This window comes from Kutzneria chonburiensis (genome assembly GCF_028622115.1).
GTDB lineage: Bacteria > Actinomycetota > Actinomycetes > Mycobacteriales > Pseudonocardiaceae > Kutzneria > Kutzneria chonburiensis.
On record NZ_CP097263.1, the window covers coordinates 4860732 to 4884343 of the forward strand.

The 23612-nt window shown below is 68.0% G+C and carries 15 protein-coding genes, 3 rRNA genes and 1 pseudogene; all 19 read right to left on the reverse strand.

Annotated elements, in window-relative coordinates; all coding sequences use genetic code 11:
* Positions 1 to 28: 28 nt before the first annotated feature.
* The 19 genes and pseudogenes from M3Q35_RS21760 to M3Q35_RS21850 all read right to left on the reverse strand — a co-directional run bounded on the left by M3Q35_RS21760 (position 29) and on the right by M3Q35_RS21850 (position 23601).
* The gene (locus M3Q35_RS21760) at positions 29 to 1030 is read right to left on the reverse strand and encodes an HAD-IIA family hydrolase (RefSeq protein ID WP_273943788.1); all 1002 of its coding nucleotides are present in this window, start codon (positions 1028 to 1030) and stop codon (positions 29 to 31) included.
* On the reverse strand, positions 1027 to 3405 hold the full coding sequence (locus M3Q35_RS21765; protein WP_273943789.1) for a hypothetical protein: 2379 nt from the start codon (positions 3403 to 3405) through the stop codon (positions 1027 to 1029). The genes M3Q35_RS21760 and M3Q35_RS21765 overlap by 4 nt, the downstream gene beginning before the upstream one ends.
* 162 nt (positions 3406 to 3567) lie before the next feature.
* Positions 3568 to 3684 (reverse strand): 5S ribosomal RNA (rrf, locus tag M3Q35_RS21770).
* Positions 3685 to 3787: 103 nt separating this feature from the next.
* A 23S ribosomal RNA gene (locus tag M3Q35_RS21775) occupies positions 3788 to 6902 on the reverse strand.
* 350 nt (positions 6903 to 7252) lie between these two features.
* Positions 7253 to 8769 (reverse strand): 16S ribosomal RNA (locus M3Q35_RS21780).
* Together the 16S, 23S and 5S rRNA genes form the textbook arrangement of a ribosomal RNA operon.
* Before the next feature lie 447 nt (positions 8770 to 9216).
* The gene (gene tyrS / locus M3Q35_RS21785) at positions 9217 to 10491 is read right to left on the reverse strand and encodes a tyrosine--tRNA ligase (protein ID WP_273943790.1); all 1275 of its coding nucleotides are present in this window, start codon (positions 10489 to 10491) and stop codon (positions 9217 to 9219) included.
* A gap of 35 nt (positions 10492 to 10526) precedes the next feature.
* Positions 10527 to 11141, reverse strand: coding sequence for a DNA-3-methyladenine glycosylase (locus M3Q35_RS21790; RefSeq protein ID WP_273943791.1), 615 nt, complete (start codon positions 11139 to 11141; stop codon positions 10527 to 10529).
* Positions 11142 to 11153: 12 nt separating this feature from the next.
* Positions 11154 to 12566: an argininosuccinate lyase gene (gene argH, locus M3Q35_RS21795; RefSeq protein ID WP_273943792.1), complete on the reverse strand. Its 1413-nt coding sequence runs from the start codon at positions 12564 to 12566 to the stop codon at positions 11154 to 11156.
* A 25-nt stretch (positions 12567 to 12591) separates the two neighbouring features.
* On the reverse strand, positions 12592 to 13041 hold the full coding sequence (locus M3Q35_RS21800; RefSeq protein WP_273943793.1) for an adenine nucleotide alpha hydrolase family protein: 450 nt from the start codon (positions 13039 to 13041) through the stop codon (positions 12592 to 12594).
* Positions 13034 to 13525 carry an arginine repressor gene (locus M3Q35_RS21805; protein ID WP_273943795.1) on the reverse strand — a complete coding sequence of 164 codons (492 nt, stop codon included), beginning with the start codon at positions 13523 to 13525 and terminating at the stop codon, positions 13034 to 13036. Before M3Q35_RS21805 ends, M3Q35_RS21800 begins: the two co-directional genes overlap by 8 nt.
* Positions 13526 to 13692: 167 nt before the next feature.
* Positions 13693 to 14607, reverse strand: a complete 915-nt coding sequence (gene argF / locus M3Q35_RS21810; RefSeq protein WP_273943796.1) for an ornithine carbamoyltransferase — start codon at positions 14605 to 14607, stop codon at positions 13693 to 13695.
* A 3-nt stretch (positions 14608 to 14610) separates the two neighbouring features.
* Positions 14611 to 15801, reverse strand: coding sequence for an acetylornithine transaminase (locus tag M3Q35_RS21815; protein ID WP_273943798.1), 1191 nt, complete (start codon positions 15799 to 15801; stop codon positions 14611 to 14613).
* Positions 15798 to 16691 carry an acetylglutamate kinase gene (gene argB / locus M3Q35_RS21820; RefSeq protein WP_273943799.1) on the reverse strand — a complete coding sequence of 298 codons (894 nt, stop codon included), beginning with the start codon at positions 16689 to 16691 and terminating at the stop codon, positions 15798 to 15800. The genes M3Q35_RS21815 and argB overlap by 4 nt, the downstream gene beginning before the upstream one ends.
* Positions 16688 to 17859, reverse strand: a pseudogene (gene argJ, locus M3Q35_RS21825) (bifunctional glutamate N-acetyltransferase/amino-acid acetyltransferase ArgJ). Before argJ ends, argB begins: the two are co-directional and overlap by 4 nt.
* A gap of 17 nt (positions 17860 to 17876) precedes the next feature.
* Positions 17877 to 18896: an N-acetyl-gamma-glutamyl-phosphate reductase gene (argC, locus tag M3Q35_RS21830; protein ID WP_273943800.1), complete on the reverse strand. Its 1020-nt coding sequence runs from the start codon at positions 18894 to 18896 to the stop codon at positions 17877 to 17879.
* A 32-nt stretch (positions 18897 to 18928) separates the two neighbouring features.
* Positions 18929 to 21766: an nSTAND1 domain-containing NTPase gene (locus M3Q35_RS21835; RefSeq protein WP_273943802.1), complete on the reverse strand. Its 2838-nt coding sequence runs from the start codon at positions 21764 to 21766 to the stop codon at positions 18929 to 18931.
* A gap of 104 nt (positions 21767 to 21870) precedes the next feature.
* Entirely contained in the window at positions 21871 to 22287 is a 417-nt protein-coding gene (locus M3Q35_RS21840) for a PIN domain-containing protein (protein WP_273943803.1), read from the reverse strand.
* Positions 22284 to 22532 carry a type II toxin-antitoxin system VapB family antitoxin gene (locus tag M3Q35_RS21845; protein ID WP_273943804.1) on the reverse strand — a complete coding sequence of 83 codons (249 nt, stop codon included), beginning with the start codon at positions 22530 to 22532 and terminating at the stop codon, positions 22284 to 22286. Before M3Q35_RS21845 ends, M3Q35_RS21840 begins: the two co-directional genes overlap by 4 nt.
* Positions 22533 to 22641: 109 nt before the next feature.
* Positions 22642 to 23601 carry an asparaginase gene (locus M3Q35_RS21850; protein WP_273943805.1) on the reverse strand — a complete coding sequence of 320 codons (960 nt, stop codon included), beginning with the start codon at positions 23599 to 23601 and terminating at the stop codon, positions 22642 to 22644.
* Between the last annotated feature and the right edge of the window lie 11 nt (positions 23602 to 23612).

The window sequence follows — 23612 nt, forward strand, 5'->3', positions numbered from 1 at the left end:
GGAGTAACTCGTGCGGCTCCGTATAACGCTAGCCGATATTCAGGGCGGCCAAGGCGGTCATTGACGCCTCATCGCCGGCCCGGACGGTTACTGGACCGCCACCGGCCTCCCACCACGTCGCGCACAGGCCACGCAGCAGGGCCAGCGGGTCGCCGGAGCCGGTGACGGCGAGCGTGTCGGCGTCGACCTGCACGTCCCAACCGGGCTGCTTGCCGACCTCCACGTCCGACACGGGGACCAGCAGGCCGCTCAGGTCGGCGGAGATGTAGCGGGGGCGCAGCTCCGGCTCGGCCTGCAGCACCTGGGCCGGCGTGGCGACGCCGGTGAGCACCAGCAGCGCGTCCAGCTCGGCGGCGGTGGCGCCGGCGATGTCGGTGTCCAGCCGGTCGCCGACGACCAGCGGCCGGCGCGCGCCGGCCGAGCGGATCGCCTGGTCCATCAGCGGCCGCGCCGGCTTGCCGGCGACGACCGGATCAGCGTCGGTCCCCGTGCGCAGGGCGGCGACCATGGAACCGTTGCCGGGCAACAGTCCCCGCTCGGTCGGCAGGGTCGCGTCCACATTGCACGCGACCCAGAACGCCCCGCCGCGGATGGCGATACCGGCCTCGGCGAGGTCGCGCCAGCCGGTGTCCGGCGAGTGTCCCTGGACGACCGCCGCGACCTCGGGCGAGTACTCCCGCGTCGTGGTCAGCCCGACCGCCTCGACCTCGTCGGCCAGCGCCTGGGTGCCGATGATCAGCACCAGGGCCCCCTGGTCGAGCCGGTCGGCCAGCACCGCCGCCGCGGCCTGCGAGCTGGTGCTGACCTCCTCGTCGGCGGCCTGGAAGCCCAGCTCGTTCAGGTGCGCGGCGACGCTGCCCGGCTTGCGCGACGCGTTGTTGGTGACGTACCGGATGCCGACGCCGCGGCCCCGGCTCGCCTCGATGGCCTCGGCGGCGCCGGGCACGGCCTCCCCGCCGCGGTAGACGGTGCCGTCGAGATCGAGCAGCAGCGCGTCGTACGCGGCGAGCAGGTCGTCCGGCTGGGTCACTCCCGCTCCTCGCCGACCGGGGCCAGGTTCTCGCTGTCCTCCACGCCCTCGCTCAGCTCGACGGCACGCTCCGAGGCGTCGGTCTCTTCCTCGTCGTCGAACTCGGCGGCCTGCATGAACCAGCGGATGGCCTCCTCGGTGCGGCCGACGGCCGCGAGGTTGTCCGCGTAGGCGTAGAACAGGCGGGCGCTCCACGGCTCATGCTTGGCCGGGTCGAGGTCGTCGCCCTGCAGCGCCACCACGGCGGCGTCCAGCTGGCCCATGTCGCGCCGGGCGCCGGCGGCGACGATGCGCAGCTCGATCTGCTCGGCCTTGGTCAGCTGCTGGACGTCGGCCTCCTTGGCCAGGTCCAGGGCCCGCTCCGGGCGGCCGAGGGCGCGCTCGCAGTCGGCCATCACAGCCAGGTGACCCGGGCCCGCGCTCATGCGGCGGGCCGCACGCAGCTCGGACAGCGCCTCGGCCCACTCACCCGCGTGGTACGCGGTCAGGCCGGCCGCCTCACGGACCAGACCGACACGGGCCGCCTTGGCCCGGGCGAACCGGGCGTGGGCCAGCGCCTCCTCCGGCTCGTCGTCGACCAGCATGCCGGCGGCGACCAGGTGCGCGCCGACGACCTCGGCCAGGGCCTTGGGCAGGCTGCGCAGCTCGACGCGGGCATCGGCGTCGAGCGCCGAGAAGACCGCGCCTTCCGGCAGCTCCGGCGCGCCGGAGCGGTCACGCGGCTGCTCGCGGGGCGCCTCGTCCGCACTCTGCGCGTCCTCGGACTCCGACTCGCCGGCCTCTTCGGACTCCTCGCGGTCCTCCGCAACGGCCTCGGTGTCAGCGGTCTCGACCTTCGCGACCTCGTCGGCAACCGCAGCCTCTACGGCTTCGGCCTGCTCGGCGATCTCCAGCTCCTCGAGCGGGGCGTCGTCCGACACCGCGCGCAGCGGAGCACGCTCCTCGAACGCGCGCGGGCTCTCGTGCTTCGACTCACGCCGAACCTGGTTGGCCCGCGGCTTGCGCTCGCCGTCGAACTTCTTGGGCCGGTCGTAGCTCGGCGCACCCTGGCCCGCACGGTTGCGGTCCTGGAACTTGGCCGGCCGCTGCGGACGGCTGCTCGCACCGTCACGGACGTCGTCGCGGTCCCGGTCGTTGACCCGACGGTCATCCCGGTCGTTGTACCGCGGCCGGTCGCCACCCCGGTCGTTGAACCGAGGGCGGTCGTTGCCGCGGTCATTGTTGCTGTGCTTGTTGAAGTGGGCAGGACGGTCACCAGAGTCGGAGCGGTTACCGCCACCGGAGCGCTGGTCGTTGCCCCGGTCGTTGTTCCAACGCGGGCGGTCGCCGCCACCACGCTGGTCGCGGTTCCCGTAGCTGGGACGGTCGCCGGAGCCGCCACGGTCGGAGCGGTAGCCGCCGCCCGAACGCTGGTCGCGGTCGCCGAAGGAACGCGGCCGATCGCCACCCTCGCGGTTGCTGTTGTAGCGGGGGCGCTCACTGTCCCGGTCGTTGTACCGAGGACGGTCGCCACCGCGGTCGTTGTTGTAGCTCGGGCGCTGGTTGTCGCGGTCGCCGTAGGAACGCCGCTCGCCACCACGCTGGTCGCCACGGTCGTTGAACGAGCGTCGCTCGCCGCCACGCTGCTCGCCGCGATCGCTGTTGTAGCGCGGCCGGTCGCCGGAGCCGGCGCGGTCGGAGCGGTAGCCGCCGCCGGAGCGCTGGTCGCGATCGTTGTTCCAACGCGGACGGTCGCCACGGTCATTGCCGCGGTCGTTGCTGCGCTCGTTGTTCCAACGCGGACGGTCGCCGCCATCGCGCTGGTCGCGGTTGCCGTAGCTGGGACGGTCGCCCCGGTCGCTGTTGTAGCGAGGGCGATCTCCCGAGCCGCCGCGGTCGCTGTTGAAGCGCGGCCTGTCGCCACCGCCGGAGCGCTCGCTGTTGTAGCGGGGGCGGTCGCCGGAGCCGGACCGGTCGCTGTTGAAGCGGGGGCGATCGCCAGAGCCGCTGCGCTCGTTGTTGTAGCGCGGCCTGTCGCCACCGCCGGAGCGCTCGCTGTTGTAGCGCGGACGGTCACCGCTGCCGGAGCGGTCGCTGTTGTAACGGGGGCGGTCGCTGCTGCTGCCGCCGCTGCCGCGCTGGTCGTTGCCGCGGTAGCCACCACCGCCGGCGCCGCCACGGTTGCCGCCGCGGTCGCTGCTGTTGTTGCTGTCCCGCGACCAGTTGCCACGGTCCTGGCGGGGCGCGCCACCCTGCTGACGGTCACCGAAGGACCGCCGCTCGCCGCGATCGCGCTGCTGCCCCCGGCCTTCACTTGATCCATAGCCGCCGGTGCGCTGCTGACGGTCACCCTGACCGCGCTCACGATCGCCGGGACGCTGCCCGAACCTGGACACAACAACCTCCTAGAACAACATGACAGAGCCCACGAAGCGATCTGTGTAGGGCTCCGGGTACCACGGTAGCCGTCACGTGACCCCGGGCGCCTCTTCGGGGCACATACGAAGAAGGCCCCTGCGCTCGTGTCGCCACGACGCAGGGGCCTTCCCCAACATTTAGTCCGGCGGCGTCCTACTCTCCCACACCCTCACGAGTGCAGTACCATCGGCGCTGGAGGGCTTAGCTTCCGGGTTCGGAATGGGACCGGGCGTTTCCCCTCCGCTAACACCACCGAAACACTATGAAGATAACCCACAGACCACAACCACAGACCCACACAGGTCCAGGTCATGCCTGATTGGTTCCCTCAGAACCACACAGTGGATGCGAAGCGTCTTTGTAGACAAGCCCTCGGCCTATTAGTACCAGTCAACTCCACCCATTACTGAGCTTCCATCTCTGGCCTATCAACCCCATCGTCTATAGGAGGCCTTACCCTCTCAAGGAGGTAGGAGATCTCATCTTGGAACAAGCTTCCCGCTTAGATGCTTTCAGCGGTTATCTCTCCCGAACGTAGCCAACCAGCCATGCCCCTGGCGGGACAACTGGCACACCAGAGGTCCGTCCATCCCGGTCCTCTCGTACTAGGGACAGCCTTCCTCAAATCTCCAACGCGCACGGCGGATAGGGACCGAACTGTCTCACGACGTTCTAAACCCAGCTCGCGTACCGCTTTAATGGGCGAACAGCCCAACCCTTGGGACCTACTCCAGCCCCAGGATGCGACGAGCCGACATCGAGGTGCCAAACCATGCCGTCGATATGGACTCTTGGGCAAGATCAGCCTGTTATCCCCGGGGTACCTTTTATCCGTTGAGCGACCACGCTTCCACAAGCCATGGCCGGATCACTAGTTCCGACTTTCGTCCCTGCTCGACCCGTCAGTCTCACAGTCAAGCCCCCTTGTGCACTTGCACTCAACACCTGATTGCCAACCAGGCTGAGGGAACCTTTGAGCGCCTCCGTTACCCTTTGGGAGGCAACCGCCCCAGTTAAACTACCCACCAGGCACTGTCCCTGAACCGGATCACGGTCCGAGGTTAGACACCCAGAACGACCAGAGTGGTATTTCAACGACGACTCCACCAGCACTGGCGTGCCAGCTTCACAGTCTCCCACCTATCCTACACAAGCCGAACCGAGCACCAATACCAAGCTATAGTAAAGGTCCCGGGGTCTTTCCGTCCTGCCGCGCGTAACGAGCATCTTTACTCGTAATGCAATTTCACCGGGCCTGTGGTTGAGACAGTCGAGAAGTCGTTACGCCATTCGTGCAGGTCGGAACTTACCCGACAAGGAATTTCGCTACCTTAGGATGGTTATAGTTACCACCGCCGTTTACTGGCGCTTAAGTTCTCAGCTTCGCCCCGAAGGACTAACCGGTCCCCTTAACGTTCCAGCACCGGGCAGGCGTCAGTCCATATACATCGTCTTACGACTTCGCATGGACCTGTGTTTTTAGTAAACAGTCGCTTCTCGCTGCTCTCTGCGGCCGAAAAACCCTAGCCCGCAAGGGGCTTCAAGTCCCTCGGCCCCCCTTCTCCCGAAGTTACGGGGGCATTTTGCCGAGTTCCTTAACCACAGTTCACCCGAACGCCTCGGTATTCTCTACCTGACCACCTGTGTCGGTTTGGGGTACGGGCCGCATAAACACTCGCTAGAGGCTTTTCTCGACAGCATAGGATCACTCTACTTCGCCTCAATCGGCTACGCATCACGTCTCAGCCTTAACGTCAGGACGGATTTGCCTACCCTGACAGCCTACACGCTTACACCAGTATTACCACTGACTGGCGGAGCTACCTTCCTGCGTCACCCCATCGCTTGACTACTACTAGATCGGATCCCGCGCAATTATTGCTTCCTCCGAAGATTCCACAACTCTCGGGCGGTTAGCATCACTAGCCTCACCATGGACGCGTTTACACGGGTACGGGAATATCAACCCGTTGTCCATCGACTACGCCTGTCGGCCTCGCCTTAGGTCCCGACTTACCCTGGGCGGATTAGCCTGGCCCAGGAACCCTTGGTCATCCGGCGGACGAGTTTCTCACTCGTCATTCGCTACTCATGCCTGCATTCTCACTCGTGTAGTGTCCACGGCTAGGTTCCCCTGCCGCTTCATCCCCCACACGACGCTCCCCTACCCATCCACACGACTGCACACGCTCCAAAGAACGCGCGGATCAATGCGTGAATGACACAGCTTCGGCGGTGTGCTTAAGCCCCGCTACATTGTCGGCGCAGGACCACTTGACCAGTGAGCTATTACGCACTCTTTAAAGGGTGGCTGCTTCTAAGCCAACCTCCTGGTTGTCTGGGCGACCCCACATCCTTTCCCACTTAGCACACACTTTGGGGCCTTAGCTGGTGTTCTGGGCTGTTTCCCTCTCGACTACGAACCTTATCGCCCGCAGTCTCACTGCCGCGCTCTCACGTAATGGTATTCGGAGTTTGGTTGACTTCAGTAAGCTTGTAGGCCCCCTAGGCCATCCAGTGCTCTACCCCCACCACGAAACACGCGACGCTGCACCTAAATGCATTTCGGGGAGAACCAGCTATCACGGAGTTTGATTGGCCTTTCACCCCTAACCACAGCTCATCCCCCAGGTTTTCAACCCTGGTGGGTTCGGGCCTCCACACGGTCTTACCCGCGCTTCACCCTGGCCATGGCTAGATCACTCCGCTTCGGGTCTAGAGCACGCGACTAAAACGCCCTATTCGGACTCGCTTTCGCTACGGCTACCCCACACAGGTTAACCTCGCCACGTACCACTAACTCGCAGGCTCATTCTTCAAAAGGCACGCCATCACCCCTGCAAAGGAGGCTCTGACGGATTGTAAGCACACGGTTTCAGGTACTCTTTCACTCCCCTCCCGGGGTACTTTTCATCTTTCCCTCACGGTACTAGTCCGCTATCGGTCACCAGGGAGTATTTAGGCTTAGCGGGTGGTCCCGCCAGATTCACAGCAAATTCCACGAGCTCGCTGCTACTTGGGAATATTGTAAGGAAGACAGCATGTTTTCGCGTACGGGACTATCACCCTCTACGGTCCAGTTTCCCAAACTGATTCCACTAACACACTGTTTTCTGACTCCCCGCCTGGTCAGCAGCCCAGACAAACAACATCCCACGACCCCACAAACGCAACCCCTGCCAGGTATCACACGTCCATGGTTTAGCCTCATCCGCTTTCGCTCGCCACTACTCACGGAATCACGGTTGTTTTCTCTTCCTGTGGGTACTGAGATGTTTCACTTCCCCACGTTCCCTCCACACGCCCTATATATTCAGGCGCGGGTGACCCCACATGACTGAGGCCGGGTTTCCCCATTCGGACACCCTCGGATCACAGCTCGGTTGGCAGCTCCCCGAGGCTTTTCGCAGCCTCCTACGTCCTTCATCGGCTCCTGGTGCCAAGACATCCACCGTGTGCTCTTCATAACTTGCCACAAAGATGCTCGCATCCACTGTGTAGTTCTCAAAGAACAACCAGGAAGAACGACCCACCACTGAGACACCTCTTCCGCGCGCTCCGCGCGGCCGGTTTGATCTCGGAGTCGAACCCTGCGGTTGAGTAACACCAAACCGCGTGTTCCCTCAGGACCCAACAGCGTACTGACAACCCCAACCAGCCCGCCGACACCGCGTTCCACGCTCTTACGAGCAGTACTAGCGAGCCGACCAACCAGCTCTGTTGCTTCTAGCCAGTATCCACATCTATGAGCAACCACCCCACGAACACTCGCCGTGGTAGGCGGTCCTCCGCTCGACCCTAGAGCCGGCGTTGGGTGCTCCTTAGAAAGGAGGTGATCCAGCCGCACCTTCCGGTACGGCTACCTTGTTACGACTTCGTCCCAATCGCCAGTCCCACCTTCGACAGCTCCCTCCCTTACGGGTTGGGCCACCGGCTTCGGGTGTTACCGACTTTCGTGACGTGACGGGCGGTGTGTACAAGGCCCGGGAACGTATTCACCGCAGCGTTGCTGATCTGCGATTACTAGCGACTCCGACTTCACGGGGTCGAGTTGCAGACCCCGATCCGAACTGAGACCGGCTTTATGGGATTCGCTCCACCTCACGGCTTAGCAGCCCTTTGTACCGGCCATTGTAGCATGTGTGAAGCCCTGGACATAAGGGGCATGATGACTTGACGTCATCCCCACCTTCCTCCGAGTTGACCCCGGCAGTCTCCCATGAGTCCCCGCCATTACGCGCTGGCAACATGGAACGAGGGTTGCGCTCGTTGCGGGACTTAACCCAACATCTCACGACACGAGCTGACGACAGCCATGCACCACCTGTACACCGGCCACAAGGGGGCCAATATCTCTACTGGTTTCCAGTGCATGTCAAGCCCAGGTAAGGTTCTTCGCGTTGCATCGAATTAATCCACATGCTCCGCCGCTTGTGCGGGCCCCCGTCAATTCCTTTGAGTTTTAGCCTTGCGGCCGTACTCCCCAGGCGGGGAACTTAATGCGTTAGCTACGGCACGGAGGACGTGGAAGCCCCCCACACCTAGTTCCCACCGTTTACGGCGTGGACTACCAGGGTATCTAATCCTGTTCGCTCCCCACGCTTTCGCTCCTCAGCGTCAGTATCGGCCCAGAGACCCGCCTTCGCCACCGGTGTTCCTCCTGATATCTGCGCATTTCACCGCTACACCAGGAATTCCAGTCTCCCCTACCGAACTCAAGTCTGCCCGTATCGACTGCAAGCCCACAGTTAAGCTGTAGGTTTTCACAGTCGACGCGACAAACCGCCTACGAGCTCTTTACGCCCAATAATTCCGGACAACGCTCGCACCCTACGTATTACCGCGGCTGCTGGCACGTAGTTAGCCGGTGCTTCTTCTGCAGGTACCGTCACTTGCGCTTCGTCCCTGCTGAAAGAGGTTTACAACCCGAAGGCCGTCATCCCTCACGCGGCGTCGCTGCGTCAGGCTTTCGCCCATTGCGCAATATTCCCCACTGCTGCCTCCCGTAGGAGTCTGGGCCGTGTCTCAGTCCCAGTGTGGCCGGTCGCCCTCTCAGGCCGGCTACCCGTCGTCGCCTTGGTAGGCCACTACCCCACCAACAAGCTGATAGGCCGCGGGCCCATCCTGCACCGCCGGAACTTTCCACCCTCCACCATGCGGTAGAGGGTCATATCCGGTATTAGACCCAGTTTCCCGGGCTTATCCCAGAGTGCAGGGCAGGTTGCCCACGTGTTACTCACCCGTTCGCCGCTCGTGTACCCCGAAGGGCCTTACCGCTCGACTTGCATGTGTTAAGCACGCCGCCAGCGTTCGTCCTGAGCCAGGATCAAACTCTCCAATAAGGTTTTGTTTGATCGAGACTAGTACAAACTGGCATTTTCAATCCAGTTTTAACCATCTCAAAGGAACCCACTAAGGGGTTATTCATTCAAGTACTGGCTATTACAGTACGCTGTTGAGTTCTCAAAGAACACACGCACACCGTCACTTGGCTCTTTCAAGCCGCGTTCAGGGGCCTTGGTGTTTCGCTTGTATTCGTAGCTTAGCCGGTTGTTTTCCACCTTGCAAATCGGCCTCTGAGAGGCGACTTGCCGGGGCTTCGGTCCCGGATCGTCAGGCTCGTCCTCTGCGTCCCAGCCGGGGAAGTCCCTGGCGGTCCGAGCGAGTCCGTGTTGCGCTGACTTGGAGAAAGTTACGCGCCGGGGAACGAGAAGTCAAATCGCGCCCGTAACCGCATCGGCAGAGCGGAAGTCCCAGCTCAGCGGCCTTCCGCCCGGCCGACGTCCACGCTAGTCGAGGACCTCGACACCAGCAGTGTGGCGCTTGCCACGTCGCAGCACAAGACACCGCCCGTGCAGCAGGTCCTCCCGGCCCGGAGTCCACTCCTCATCGGTCACCTTGACGTTGTTGACGTAGGCGCCGCCCTCCTTGACGGTGCGCCGCGCGGCCCCCCGGCTGTCGGCCAGACCAGCGGAAACGAGCAGGTCGACGACGGTGGGCTTGTCCGCGAGACGGACCTGTCCGGTGGGGATCTCCCGGAATGCCGCGAGCAGGGTGGACAGCTCCAGGTCCCGCAGCTCGCCCCGGCCGAACAGCGCCTGGCTGGCCACGGTGACCTGCTCGGTCTCCTTCTCCCCGTGCACCAGCGTGGTCAGCAGCTCGGCCAGCCGGCGCTGCGCGGTGCGCAGGTGCGGCCGCTCCCTGGTCTCCTCCTCGATGCCGGCCAGCTCGTCCCGGTCGAGGAAGGTGAAGATCCGCAGGTAGTTCAGCGCGGTCTCGTCGCTGACGTTGAGGAAGTACTGGAACCAGGCGTACGGCGAGGTCATCGCCGGGTCCAGCCAGACCCGGCCGCCGCCGGTGGACTTGCCGAACTTGCGCCCCTCGGCGTCGGTGACCAGCGGCATCGTGAAGGCGTGGACCTGCTTCTGCTCGACGCGCCGGATCAGGTCGACGCCGCCGAGGATGTTGCTCCACTGGTCGGAGCCGCCGATCTGGAGCGTGCAGCCGTGCCGCCGGAACAGCTCCAGGTAGTCGTTGGACTGCAGCAGCAGGTAGCTGAACTCGGTGAACGACATGCCGTCCGACTCGAGGCGCTTGCGGACGGTCTCCCGCGACAGCATGGAGTTGATCGAGAAGTGCTTGCCGACGTCGCGCAGGAACTCCAGCACCGAGGTCGGGCCGGTCCAGTCCAGGTTGTTGACCACGACCGCGCCGGTCGGCGAGTCGTCGAAGTCGACGAAGCGCTCCAGCTGGGCCCGGATCCGCACCCCCCACTCGGCAACCACGTCCAGCGTGTTCAACACGCGTTCGCCCTGGTCACGGGGGTCGCCGATCATGCCGGTGGCGCCGCCGGCCAGGACGATCGGGCGGTGCCCGGCGCGCTGGAACCGGTGCAGGCCCAGCAGCGGGATCAGGTTGCCGGCGTGCAGGCTGGGCGCGGTCGGGTCGAAGCCGCAGTACAGGGTGAGCGGGCCCGCCGACAGGTCTCGGCGCAGCGCGTCGAGATCGGTGGACTGCGCGGTCAGGCCGCGCCAGGACAGCTCGTCGAGGATGTGCTCACTCACGGGATCCATCATCCCGTACCAGGGCAAAGCAGTTGTCAGCGCCTCTTCGCGCGGCGGTAGGCGCTGACCGCGGGCGAGTCGATCCAGAACCGCCACGGCCGGTCCATGGCGGTGGCCACGCCGACCCGTGGGCCGGCGTGGATGGAGTCCAGCGGCACGGTGTCGCCGGCCAGCAGACGCACGGGCGAGTCCGGCAGCAGCAGGTTGACGCCGTTGTCCTCACGGGTCAGCGACAGCGTGCTGGTCAGCCGCGCGGGTCCCTTGGCCATCTCGGCGTCGCTACGCGCGCTGGGGCGCAGCTTGCGCGCGATCTCCACGCCCGTGACGACCTCCCCGGCGCGCACCAGCACCGCGCCGGGCACGCCGTCGGTCAGACACACGATGTTGGCGCAGTAGTGCATGCCGTAGACGAAGTAGACGTACAGGAAGCCGGGCGGTCCGAACATGACGTCATTGCGGGCCGTACGGCCGCGGTAGCAGTGCGACGCCGGGTCGTCGCCGCCGCGGTACGCCTCCACCTCGACCAGCCGCACGCCCACGGGACCGTCGGGCGTTTCGGCTTCCAGCACGCTCCCGAGCAGGAGCTTCGCCGCATCGACGGGGTCGATGGCGAGCTCCTGCTGGGTGAACTGGCGACGTGTGGCGGTCACAAGACCACAACCCTAAGGGCGCGCTGCCTGAGCGGACCACCCACGGGCAGCCGCCACCCGTTCACCCACTCGGACCAACTGCTCGGCGACGCGGATGGGCGCGGTGCCGCCGCGGCCGTCGCGCGAGGCGATGGAGCCCTCGACGGTGAGCACCTCTCGCACCTGCGGGGTGAGGTGCTCGGAGACCTTGGCGAACTCGGCGTCCGTGAGCTCGTCGAGGCCGACGCCGCGGCCTTCGGCCAGCCGCACGCACTCCCCCGCGGCCTCGTGCGCCACGCGGAACGGCACGCCCTGGCGCACCAGCCACTCGGCGATGTCCGTGGCCAGCGTGAAACCGGCCGGCGCCAGCGCCGCCATGCGCGCGGTGTCGAACGTGAGCGTCCCGAGCATTCCGGCGATGGCCGGCAGCAGCAGCTCCAGCTGGGCCACCGAGTCGAACACCGGCTCCTTGTCCTCCTGGAGGTCCCGGTTGTAGGCCAGCGGCTGGGCCTTGAGCGTGGCCAGCAGGCCGGTCAGGTTGCCGATCAGCCGGCCGGACTTGCCCCGGGTCAGCTCGGCGACGTCCGGGTTCTTCTTCTGGGGCATGATCGAGCTGCCGGTGGCCCAGGCGTCGTCGAGCACGGCGTAGCCGAACTCGGCGGTGGTCCAGATGATCACTTCTTCGGCGATGCGCGACAGGTTCACGCCCAGCATGGCCAGGCAGAACGCGATCTCGGCGGCGAAGTCGCGGGAAGCGGTGCCGTCGATGGAGTTCTCCACCGACTCCTGGAAGCCGAGCTCCTTGGCCACGGCGGCGGGGTCGAGGCCGAGCGAGGAGCCGGCCAGCGCGCCCGAGCCGTACGGGGACACGGCGGTGCGCGCGTCCCAGTCACGCAGGCGGTCGACGTCCCGCAGCAGCGACTGCACGTGGGCCAGCAGGTGGTGGGCCAGCAGCACCGGCTGCGCGTGCTGGAGGTGCGTGCGGCCGGGCATGACCGCGCCGGGGTGCGCCTTGGCCTGCGCGACGAGTGCATCGACGACATCGAGCGTCCCGTCGGCGACGCGGCGCGCGGCGTCACGCAGCCACATGCGGAACAGCGTGGCGATCTGGTCGTTACGGGAGCGGCCGGCGCGCAACTTGCCGCCGAGCTCGGCGCCGGCGCGGTCCATGAGGCCGCGCTCGAGGGCGGTGTGCACGTCCTCGTCGGCGACGACGGGCGTGAAGGTGCCGGCGACGACGTCGGCCTCCAGGACGTCGAGCGCCGCGATCATGCGGGTCAGCTCGTCGTCGGTGAGCAGGCCGGCCTGGCGCAGGGCACGGGCGTGGGCGCGCGAGCCGGCGATGTCGTACGTGGCGAGCTGCCAGTCGAAGTGCGTCGACAGGCTCAGCGCGGCCATGGCGTCGGCCGGACCGCTGGCGAACCGGCCGCCCCAGAGCTTGCTCACTGCCCTCTCCTCAATGTGGTTTCGATCAGGCGGCCGGGCTGAGCCGGTCGCGCGGGTCAAGGCGGACCTCGCCGCTGACCCGGTCCTGAGACGCGGCGATGAAGGCGTCGAGCGCCTCCTTCAGGGGTGACGCCCACCGGCCGTCGGCGACCAGTTCGGCCCAGCGGCGCTCGATACGGCGCTTGAACGCCAGCAGGTCCGGCTCGATGGTGGCCTCTTCGAGCCTCATGTGCGCGTCGATCAACGTGGCGGCGCCGGGCTGGTGGCGGCCGCCGACGCGCCAGTTCAGTTCCTGCACGGCCTGGGTCATGGTGACGGTCTCGCCGTCGATGGCGACCGGCACGCCGTGCTCGAAGGTGATCACGATCTCGACGTCGTCGGAGCCGGTGAACGCGGTGCTCGGCGACCAGAGTTCCGGTCCGGGGACGAGGGCGTTGGCCTGCACGGCCTGCCGGCAGAAGTCGGCGTCATTCATGGCCGGCCGCCAGGCCCGTGAAGCGCTCGGCCAGCTCGGCGCCGCTGAGCGGCTCGCGGGCCACCACGAAGATCGTGTCGTCGCCGGCGATGGTGCCGACCACGTCGTGCAGTGCGGCCCGGTCCAGGGCGCTGGCCAGGAAGTGGGCGGCGCCGGGCGGGGTGCGCAGCACGGCGAGGTTGCCGGAGGAGTCGGCCGAGACGAGCAGCTCGCCGAGCAGGCGGGTCAGGCGGGAGATGCCGCCCTCGACGCCGCGAACCGGGCTGCCGTCCTCGGGGATGACGTACACCGGCGCGCCGCCGTCGGCGCCGCGGAGCTTGACCGCGCCCAGCTCGTCGAGGTCGCGGGACAGCGTGGCCTGCGTGGTCTCGATACCCTCGGCGGCCAGCAGCTTGGCCAGCTCGGACTGGCTGCGCACGGCCCGCTGGGCCACCAGCTCGACGATCCGGCCTTGGCGGGCGGCGCGGGTGGTCGGCGAACTCATACGCATGAGTATGCACCAGAATGCGTAACTACTCAAGCACGCCCCCGCGAGTCCCGCCCACAGTCACACCGAAATACACGAAACGTGCAGAACCGAGCCGCGGGGCTCAGTTCTGCACGAAACCGACATTCGGTGTGACGCTAAGCGTGACTCACGGGGGTTGGGGGTCAGCGTAGGAGCCAGGCCAGCAGGGCCTTCTGGGCGTGCAGGCGGTTCTCGGCCTCGTCCCAGACGGCGCTGGACGGGCCGTCCAGGATGTCGTCGGTGATCTCCCAGCCGCGGTGCGCCGGCAGGCAGTGCAGCACGATCGCGCCGGGGTTGGCCCGGCCCAGCAGCTCGGCGTTGACCTGCATGGACCGGAACGGCCCGACGCGGTCGAGGCCGTCGTTCTCCTGGCCCATGGACGTCCACGTGTCGGTGACCAGCACGTCGGAGCCGTCGACGGCCTGGTGCGGGTCGACGATCACCTCGGCGCTGCCGCCGGTCTCGGCGGCGAGCTTCTGGGCGTCACGCAGGATGCTGTCGGCCGGCTGGAAGCCCTCGGGTGAGGCCACGCGCACGTGCAGGCCGGCGTTGATACCGCCGAGCAGCAGCGAATGGGCCATGTTGTTGGCGCCGTCGCCGAGGTAGGTCAGGGTGAGGCCGGCGAGCCGGCCGTGACGCTCGCGGATGGTCTGGAGGTCGGCCAGCACCTGGCACGGGTGGAACTCGTCGGTCAGCGCGTTGATCACGGGAATCCGGGACACCGAAGCCATGGCGTCCATGCGCTTCTGGGCGAAGGTCCGCCACACGACGGCGTCGACGTACCGGGAGAGCACCCGGGAGGTGTCCTCGATGGTCTCCTCCCGGCCGAGCTGCATGGACCGGCCGTCGATCATGATCGAGTGCCCGCCCAGCTGGGAAATACCGACGTCGAAGGACAACCGGGTGCGGGTGGAGTTCTTCTCGAAGATGGCGGCCACCGACTTGCCGGCCAGCGGCTTGTGCCCCAGGGGATCGGCCTTGAACGTGGCGGCGAGGTCGAGCACCTCGAGCTGCTCGGCCGGGCTGAGGTCGTCGTCGCGGAGGAAGTGCCTGGGCATGGTTCAGGACTCCGAACTGTCGAGGAACTCTGGCAGGGCGGCGACGAAGTCGTGCGCGTCGGCCTCGGCGAGCACGAGCGGCGGGGCGAGCCGGATGGAATCCGGCTGCACGCTGTTGATCAGGTAGCCGCCGGCCTGGGCGGCCTTGGCGACCGCGCCGGAAACCGGCTTGTTGAGGGCGATGGCCATCAGCAGGCCGACACCGCGGACGCCGGCGACCAACGGGTGGTGCAGCTGCTCGACGCGGGCGGCGATGTCCTTGCCCAGCACGGCGGCGTGTTCGTGCAGGCCCTCGGCGGCGATGGTCCGCACGGTGGCGAGGCCGGCGGCGCAGCAGATCGGGTTGCCGCCGAAGGTGGTGCCGTGGTGGCCGGGCTTGAACAGCTCGGCGGCCGCGCCGACCCCGATGCACGCGCCCAGCGGCAGCCCGCCGCCGAGGCCCTTGGCCAGCGTGATCACGTCCGGCACGATGCCGCTCTGCTGGTACAGGAACCAGCTGCCGCAACGGCCGAGCCCGGTCTGCACCTCGTCCAGCACCAGCAGCGCGCCGTGCCGGCTGGTGATCTCCCTGGCCGCCTGGAGGAAACCGTCCGGGGCGGGGATGACGCCGCCCTCGCCCAGGATCGGCTCGATGAACACGGCGGCCGTTTCACCGTCCACAACGGACTCCAGCGCGGCCGTGTCGCCGAACGGGATGTGCACGACCTCCGGCGTCAGCGGCACGAACGGGGTCCGCTTGGCCGGCTGCCCGGTCACCGACAGCGCGCCCATGGTGCGGCCGTGGAACGCGCCGTCGAAAGCGACGATCTTGGTCCGGCCGGTCAGCCGGGACAGCTTGAACGCCGCCTCGACCGCCTCCGCGCCGGAGTTGGTGAACACCACCTTGGCCGGCTGCCCGACCAGGCCGACGAGCTCTTCGGCCAGCTCCAGCGCGGGCTGGTTGACGAACATGTTGGAGGTGTGGCCGAGCGTGTTGACCTGCTCGGTGACGGCCTGCACGACGGCCGGGTGGGCATGCCCGAGGGCGTTCACCGCGATACCGGTGTACAGGTCGAGATAGCGTTTTCCGTCGGCGTCCCAGACATGCGCGCCGTCGCCTCGGACCAGGGCCAGCTGGGGGGTGCCGTAGTTGTCCATCAACGCCGACCGCCAACGGCTCCGGCTGTCCTCATTGGACAAGATGGTCACTGTCATGCCTCCTCGTCTGGTAGCACCATGGTCCCGACACCCTTGCTGGTGAACACTTCCAACAGCACCGAATGCGCAAGCCTGCCGTCGATCACGTGCGCGGCCGGCACTCCGCCGCGCACCGCTCGAAGGCACGCCTCCATCTTCGGCACCATGCCGCTGGTCAGGCCGGGCATCAGCTCCTCGAGCCGATCCGCGCCGATCTTGGCGACTAACGACTCGCGGTTGGGCCAGTCCGTGTAGAGGCCCTCGACGTCGGTCAGCACGACCAGCTTCTCCGCGCCCAGCGCGACGGCTAAAGCCGAGGCCGCGGTGTCGGCGTTCACGTTGTGCACCACGCCATCCGCGTCCGGCGCCACCGTGGAGACGACCGGGATCCGGCCGGCCCGGATCAGGTCGAGCACCGACTCCGGATCGACGGTGACGACGTCGCCGACCAGGCCGATGTCCACCGCCTCACCGTCCACAATGGCCGCTCGGCGCTCGGCCGTGAACAGCTGCGCATCCTCGCCGGAGATGCCGACGGCGTACGGGCCGTGGGCGTTGATCAGGCCGACGAGCTCCCGTCCGACCTGGCCGACCAGCACCATCCGGACCACGTCCATGGTCTCCGGTGAGGTGACGCGCAGGCCGCCGACGAACTCGCCCTCGATGCCAAGCCGCTTGAGCATGGCGCTGATCTGCGGGCCGCCGCCGTGCACCACGACCGGGTGGATGCCGGCCAGCCGCAGGAACACCATGTCCTCGGCGAAGGCGCGCTTGAGGTCCTCGTCGATCATGGCGTTGCCGCCGTACTTCACCACGACGACCTTGCCGTGGAAGCGCTGCAGCCACGGCAGCGCCTCGACGAGAACCTCGGCCTTGAGGGCCGCTTCCGCCTTCGTCACTTCGGTCATGAGGAGTATGCGCTGTTCTCTTCGACGTAGTCGTGGGAAAGGTCCGTGGTGAGCACGGTCGCCGTGGCGTCGCCGAGGTGCAAGTCGATCAGCACCTCGATGTCGCGGCCGGACAGGTCGGCGCCTTCGCGGTCGGCCGCGCGGACGCCGCCCGCGCACACGAGCACCCCGTTCAACGTCACGTCGATCTTGTCCGCGTCGACCCGCGCCGGGGCGTTGCCCAGGGCCATCAGGATCCGGCCCCAGTTCGGGTCGGAGCCGAAGAAAGCGGTCTTGACCAGGCTGTCCCGGGCGACCGCGCGGGCCACCGCGACGGCGTCCGACTCGCTGGCCGCGCCCTGCACGGTCACCGCGATCTCCTTGGTCACGCCCTCGGCGTCGCCCTGGAGCTGCCGGACCAGGTCGTGGCAGACGGCGTGCAGCGCCTCGGCGAAGTCCTCTTCGGACGGTGCGACGCCGGAAGCGCCGGAGGCCAGCACGAGCACGGTGTCGTTGGTGCTGGTTCCGCCGTCCACGTCGAGCCGGTCGTAGGTGACCTTGGTGGTGGCCTTGAGGATCGCGTCGAGGCGGGCCGGCGCGATCACCGCGTCGGTGGTGATCACCGACAGCATGGTGGCCAGGTTGGGCGCGAGCATGCCGGCGCCCTTGACGAAGCCGCCGATCGCGAAGCCGGTCGGGTGGGTCAGCGCCGCCTGCTTGGGGTGCGTGTCGGTGGTCATCACGCCGGTCGCGGCGTTCAGGCCGGCCTGTTCGGTGCTGTCCAGCGCCTGGGCCGCTTTGTCCACTCCGGACAAAAGCGCCTCCATCGGCAACCGCTCGCCGATCAGGCCGGTCGAGCACACGGCGACGTCGACCGCGCTGATTTTCAGGGTTTCGGCGACGTGTTCGGCCGTCTTGTGCGTGTCCTGGAAGCCCTCCGGGCCGGTGCAAGCGTTTGCGCCGCCCGAGTTGAGCACGACCGCGCGCAGCCGGTTGTCGCTGACCGCCTGCTGCGACCACAGCACCGGCGCGGCCTTCACTTTGTTGGTGGTGAACACAGCGGCCGCCGCGTCATCGGGACCGTCATTGATCACCAGCGTCAGATCGAGGGCGCCGGAGGCCTTGATGCCGGCGGCCACCCCGCGGCGCGGAACCCGGCCGGCGTGGTCACGCCCGAAGTGCGGGTCACGGCGATCTGCGAAGTGGTCACGGGGCGACTCCCACGGTGGAAAGGCCGGTGGTCTCGGGCAGCCCGAGGGCCAGGTTCATGGACTGCACGGCGGCGCCCGCCGTGCCCTTGGTCAGGTTGTCGACGGCCGCGACCACGACCAGCCGGTTGGTGTCGGGGTCGGTGACCACCTGGACGTGCAGGGCGTTGGCGCCCAGCGTCGCCGCGGTGGTCGGCCACGCGCCCTCGGGCAGCAGGTGGATGAACGGCTCGTCGCCGTAGGCCTTCTCGTACACCGCGCGCACGTCCACAGTGGACTTCAGCGGGGCCGTGCAGGTGGCCAGGATGCCGCGGGGCATCGGCACCAGCACCGGCGTGAACGAGACGGCGACCTTCTCACCGGCGATCTTGCTCAGGTTCTGGGCGATCTCCGGGGTGTGCCGGTGCTTGCCGCCGACGCCGTAGGCGCTGGCCGAGCCCATCACCTCGGAGCCGAGCAGGTTGGGCTTGAGCGACTTGCCCGCGCCGGAGGTGCCGGTGGCCGCGACGACGACCACGTCCGGCTCGACGATGCCGGCCGCGAAGGCCGGGGCCAGCGCGATCGAGGCGGCGGTCGGGAAGCAGCCGGGAACCGCGACGCGCTTGGTGCCCTTGAGCTTCTCGCGTGCGCCGGGCAGCTCGGGCATGCCGTACGGCCAGGAGCCGGCATGCTCGCTGCCGTACCAGCGCTCCCAGTCCTCGGCGTCGGTCAGCCGGTGGTCGGCGCCGCAGTCGATCACCAGCACGTCGTCGCCGAGCTGGGCCGCGAGCTCGGCCGACTTGCCGTGCGGCAGGGCCAGGAAGACAACGTCGTGGCCGGCCAGCTCGGCCGCGGTGGTGTCCTTGAGCACGCGGTCGGCCAGCGGAACCAGATGGGGTTGGTGCTGGCCGAGCGGGGTGCCGGCGTTGCCGCCCGCGGTCAGCGTTCCGATCTCCACCTCGGGGTGGCCCAGCAGCAGCCGGAGCAGCTCCCCACCCGCGTACCCGCTCGCGCCCGCGACAGCGACCCGTACCGTCATGCGAATGAGTATGCATGACGATGTGTATTTACTCAACCGTGAGCGTCCTCGCACGGCATCGGCGCGGCCAGCATGGGGAAGTAGGAATCCCACTGGGCCTGGGAGATCACGCCGGCGCGGGGCAGCTTGCACACGGCGTCGGCGGCGACCTCGGGACGCATCGTCCAGACGGTGACCGCGGTGTCGCCGACCGCGACCAGGTCGCCGCCGGGCGTGAAGAACGCCCGGTCGGCGCCGGCCGGGGCGTACCGGAGCTCGACGGTCTTGCTCAGGCTGTCGGCGTCGAGCTGCGAGACGAAGATGGTCGTGTCGGCCTCGATGTCGGCGATGGCGCCGCGGGAGCCGAACGCGGGGGCGACGGCCGCCGGGGCGTCCGACACGGTGTCGATCTTGAGCAGCCGGCCGTCCTGGATCCGCCAGAGCGTGCTGGCCTTGAGGTCGCCGGACACCGCGGTGACCAGGGAACCGTCCTCGCTGATGGACTCCTGCCGGCCGGCCTGGTTGTCGTCGGCCCGCCCGCGGTCGGTCTGGCTCTCGTCGGCGGGCAGCGTCGCCCAGTGGTCGCCGGTCCGGCGCCACACCTGCGGCGTGCTCGCCTCGCCGCCGCTGGGCACCGTGACGACCGTCTGGCCGTCGGCCGAGAACTCCGCCGGTCCCAGCGCCGAAGGCAGGGTTGCGAGGATGACCGGCTTGGTGGGGTCGGCCATGTCCCATAGCGCGGTGTCCATCGCGACCGGCGCGCGCGAGACCTCGTCGGCGGGATGCCCGCCCATGGCCAGCACGCTGCCGGTGCGGCTGAAGCTGACCACGACGCGTTTGCCCTGGTGGGACCACTTCCGCACGGGTGTCGAGCGGACGTCCCACAGCACTGTCGAGCCGTCGTTGTAGGAGGCGGCGAGGAGCCGACCGTCGGCCGACAAGGCCAGCGAGTCCACTGACGCACCGGAACCGGGGATGTCGATGCTGTGGCCGGACGCGAACTCGGTGAGCGTGACAGTGCCGTTCGTTGCGCTGGACGCCACCAGCGTCGCTTTCGCGTCAACCGCGATGCCCGGCCCGCCGCCGGGCACGGCACGCTGCCGGGCAGTGAACTCCAGCAGCCGGCCCAGGGTCTGCGGGCAGGGATTCAACCGGTACGCGGCCAGCGCGAGTTGGCCGGCGAGGTACTTGTTGGTGTGCGTCAGCGCCGGCACCTGGGCGTCGACGTTGAGCGCGGCCTGGGCCCGCAGGTGCTCCTGGCTGGTGAGCCAGGCCGTGCCGCCGGTGACCGCCGTGGCCACCAGCAGCACGCCGAGCAGAACCACCAGCTGCCGCAGGCGTCGAGTGCGCTTGCGGTCGAACCGCTGGCGCGTGCGCTCGGCGTACAGGCTGGCTTCGAAGAACCGGCGCTCCCGCGCCGACAACACCGGGCCGGCACGGTTGACCCAGTCCTCGGCGATCAGCAGCCGCAGGCCCCGGTACAGCGCGCCGGGGTCGTAGTCGAGCGCCGCCCACGCGGCGGCGGCCTCGGTGAGTTGGCGGTGCGTGCGCAGGCCCTGCCGGTCCTCGGACAGCCATTCGCGCAGCCGCGGCCAGGTGACCAGCAGCGCCTCGTGGGTCAGCTCGATACCGTGCTCGCCCAGCGTGATCAGCCGCTGCCGCACCAGTTCGGCCAGCACGGCGTCGGTGTGCCTGCTGTCGTCGAGCTCGGCGCGGTCGATGCGGCGGGTCGTGTCGCCGGTGCCGTCGCCGAGCGCGACGAGCCGTAGGAACAGCTGCCGGGCGATCTCCCGCTTGCTCGGCTCGAAGGCCAGGTAGGTCGTCTCGGCCGTGCGGGCGATCGCGTGCCGGATGCCGCCGGCTTCGTCGTACGCCGCGAGCGTGAGCGTCATGCCCTGCCGGCGGTGCCACGTCTCCTGCAACGCCCGCGACACCAGGGGCAGCGTGCGGCCGCGGTCACCGGCGTCGGCGATCACGCGGGCCACCAAAGCGGTTTCCAGTGTCAGTCCGGCCACCACAGCGGGTTTCGTGGCCGCCTCGCGGAGCTCGTCGACCGTCATCGCACGCATCGGGAACAGATGGGCGTCGGCCAGCTCGGGTCGGGCGAGGAAGTCGCTGCGGACACCCAACACGATCCGGCAGCGGCTGGTGGCGGCGGTGGCGGCGTGGGCCAGCGCCTGGACGAAATGGTCGCGCTCCGACTCGTCACGGCAGCGGGTGAACACTTCCTCGAACTGGTCGACGATCAGCAGCAGTTCGCCGTCCGCGGCGGCTTGGCGGATCCGCAGGTGCAGGTTGGCCGGGTCGGCCGCCAGCTCCTCGCGCAGCCGGGGCGCCGACCAGCCCGCGACCACCGCCAGGCGCACCGCGCACTCCTCGATCGGGTGCGGACCCGGCGTGAACACCACCACCTTGTGTCCGCTTTTCGCCGCCAAACCCGCTTTGAGCAGCGACGACGTCCCCGCGCCCGACGCACCGTGCACGCACACCAGCCGGTGCTCCCCCACCGCCGCCGTCAGTTCGTCGACCAACGCGTCCCGGCCGAAGAACCGATCCGCGTCCGTCTGCTCGAACGCCTCCGCGCCCAGGTAGGGCGCGTGGATCACCGTCTTCGACTCCACCGGCAGCAGCTCCGCCGCCACCTCCCGCCAGCGCTGCTCCCACTCCCGCGGGTCGCCGTCACAGGCCGTGACATAGGCCAGCGTCACCGCCAGGCTCGGCAGCTTCCGCCCGCCCGCCGCCTCCGACAGGACCGCCGTCGAGTAGTGCGCCCGCCGGCTCAGCTCCCGGTACACCGGGCTCCCCGCCCGTTCCCGCAGCCGTCGCAGGTCCGCCGCGAACCGCAGCAGCGGGCCGTCACCCTCGTCGAGCGGCCTTTCCCCCCGTGGCACTGACCCCACCCCCAGCGTGACCGTGACCGATGATTGTGGCATCGGACCCGGGCCCACCGGGGACGTTGGAGCCGTTCTAGGTCAAGTCCGAAACGCCGCCCGGATCACCCGGCCACAGCGCGGATGTCCCGCTCCCGTACCTCGGTGAGCACCGTGCCGACCGCCGCGAAGTCGTTGTCCACGTGGAGCACGGTCATGTCGTGGTGCACCGCCGTCGCGCACAACAGCAGGTCGATCGGGCCCGCTGAGCGGTGCTGCCCACGCTGGGTGAGCTTGTACTGAGCCGTCTCGACCCACCGCCAGGCCGCCTTGGGCACCGGCGCCAGATCGCACAACGCGTCCAGCTGTTCGGCCATCTCGTCGCGGTGCACGGGCCCCTTGGCGGAGCAGAGGAATTCGGTACGAGTGGCTTCGCAGACATGGAGTGCGCGTTCTCTTGCCGCGGACCGCCACTCCTCGGCCACATCGCGATTGCGGAAGATCTGCCAGAGGGCGGAGCTGTCCACCAGGTAGCGAATCACGCCTCGACCTCCATGCCCCACGCCTGCTTCCAAGCCTTCTTCGCGGCGGCGTGCGCCTCCGCGGCCTGGTCGAAGTCGCCGCGCTGCCCCATCTCAAGCAGCTGGTCGAAGGCCTCCATGCGCCTCTGGCGTTGCACGACCTCGCGCAGCGCCATGTTGATGGTTTCCTTCTTGGTCTTCGTCCCCAGCAGGCGCATGGCCTCGTTCAGCGCCTCGTCGTCCAGGTCGACCTGTGTGACGCTCACGGCTACCCCCGCTTTGTGGGTGATGTATGCAGTAATCACACTCTACCAACATCCTCATCAAAGTTTCGGGCCCCGTCCGGGCGCGTACGGCCGGAACCGGGGCTGGCGATCAGCTACGAAACATCTGACGGGCCGCGCGTACCCCGCCGTGGCCGAGGGCGACCATCAGCGCCACCCGCGCGTGGCCGGCGGTCATGCCCGTGGCGATGATCGCGCCGGCCTTCTCGGCCAGTTCGGCGCCGGTGGCGCCGTGACCGATCACCGGGACCCGCGGAACGACCACGACGGGGATCTCCCAGTGGGTGAGTTCCATGATCGTAGCGAAGAGCTCGATCGGGATGTTGCCGGCGCCGGAGCCCTCGAGGACGATGCCGCGGGCGCCGGCGTCGACGACGGTGTTGACGATGGCGGCGGGCATGCCGGCGTAGACCCGGATGACGGCGACGTCGCTCTCCGGCTCGGCCGGCGGGCGCGGGTGCAGCGGCGGGGGCGAGGTCGCAAATGCCGCTTTGCCGTCGACCACGGCACCGAGACGTGGATAGGGCGCGGAGGTGAAGGCGGCGGGCCGGGTGGGGTCGGCGAGGCGGGCCCAGCGGGCGGCGTGCAGTTCGTCGTCGAAGCAGACCAGGACGCCGGCGCCTCTCGCTGTGGGATCCGCCGCCACCGCCAGCGACGACGCCAGGTTGCGGGGGCCGTCGCTGGACAGGTCGTCGAGGAACCGCGTCGCGCCCGTGAACACGATGCCGCCGAGTGCCGCCGCCGGGCCGACCAGCAGGTCGGTCAGGTAGGCCGTTTCTTCCAGGTTGTCCACGCCGTGCGTGACGACAACGCCGTCGAAGCCGTCCTCCGTGAGCGCCGTGTGCACGCGGCGGGCGATCGCCAGCATCGTGGCCACCGAGGTGTCCCAGCTCGGTTCGGCCAGCAGGTCCTCGACGACCACTTCCGCCGATACCGGTCCCACGTGCGTCAGAAGGTCTTTGCCGGTGGCCACCTGGGACACGCTCGGCCGCTGGGCGATCGTGTCGCCCGTGGCGATCAGCAGCACCCGGTTGCTCACACGATCCCCCACACGATCAGCGT